This window comes from Oceanimonas aquatica (assembly GCF_030732065.1).
Taxonomy (GTDB): Bacteria; Pseudomonadota; Gammaproteobacteria; order Enterobacterales; family Aeromonadaceae; genus Oceanimonas.
Window position 1 is genome coordinate 1 of sequence record NZ_JAVBHX010000024.1, and the last position, 1,054, is coordinate 1,054.

Annotated in this window: 1 protein-coding gene; it reads right to left on the minus strand. The window is 56.6% G+C overall.

The genetic code is table 11. The annotated features are described in order from the left end of the window. Positions 1–56: 56 nt before the first annotated feature. Positions 57–974 carry an IS5 family transposase gene (locus tag Q9290_RS16460; RefSeq protein WP_306080726.1) on the minus strand — a complete coding sequence of 306 codons (918 nt, stop codon included), beginning with the start codon at positions 972–974 and terminating at the stop codon, positions 57–59. Positions 975–1,054 lie beyond the last annotated feature (80 nt).

Here is a 1,054-nt window from a genome sequence, read left to right on the forward strand (position 1 = left end):
GGCGCTGTTGATCAAATCAGAGCCGGAGCAGGCTGTCCCTACTGGGCTTGGCGCCCTTAACTGACCGGCTGGCGAACAGGCATACCGAGCCCGATGACCTTGTTCATGACCTTCACGCCGGCCAGGATTTCGCCGACCTGACCGTTGTAGCTACGCAGGCTGAGCTTGGGACTCACCAGCTGTTTGTAACGAGACATCGCCGTTTCTGCCAGCGAACGCTGGTGGTAGCCAGAAGCGGTTTTCCAGTCAGCGAGCTTGCCTGATTTCAGTGCCGTCACGGCGTCGTTTCTTGGATGCCCTTCTTCCCAATAACCAGCATTTTTTCGCGGTGGAATGGTCGCTTTGCTGCCTTTCCTGCGGAGGAGTTGATGGCACTCCCGGGTATCGTAAGCCCCATCGCCCGAGACCTGATGCAACCGGCGGCGTAGCGGGTTAAGCAAGGTCGGCAGGACTTCATTATCGGCCACGTTTTCCAGGCTGGCTTCGGCCGCGATGACCTCGTGGGTGCGGGCATCAACAGCCAGATGCAACTTGCGCCAGACCCGGCGTTTATCCTTGCCATGCTTGCGCTGTTTCCATTCGCCTTCACCGAACACCTTCAGCCCGGTGGCATCGATAACCAGATGAGTGACAGCCCCCTTGCTGGGCAAGCGATACTTCACATTCACGGTCTGAGCACGCTTGCTGATGCTGCTGTAACCAGGTGAGGTAAGCGGCACGTCCATCAGTTGAAAAATGGAGTTGATAAATCCTTCCAGCGCCCGTAACGGCAAGCCGAAGAAGGCTTTGAGCATCAGTGCTGTTTCAATAGCGTTATCGCTGTAGTGGAAGCCACGCCCGCGGCGTCCGTGGTGTTGATGACAATGCCACTGCTCGATGGCTTGCTCATCAATCCAGAAGGTCAGTGAACCTCGATTGATCAAAGCCCGGTTGTACTGCCGCCAGTTGCTGATGTTGTGCCGAGCTTTGCCCATCTGCCTGCTCCTGAGTCCGTTCGTTAGGAGATCGGATCACGGCTGAGACAGATAGTTCCCTGATTTAGGAAACAACGCCG

What these genes read in the sequence shown, in the direction of transcription:
- Q9290_RS16460 (WP_306080726.1), bottom strand. Translation starts at nt 974, where the DNA reads ATGGGCAAAGCTCGGCACAACATCAGCAACTGGCGGCAGTACAACCGG.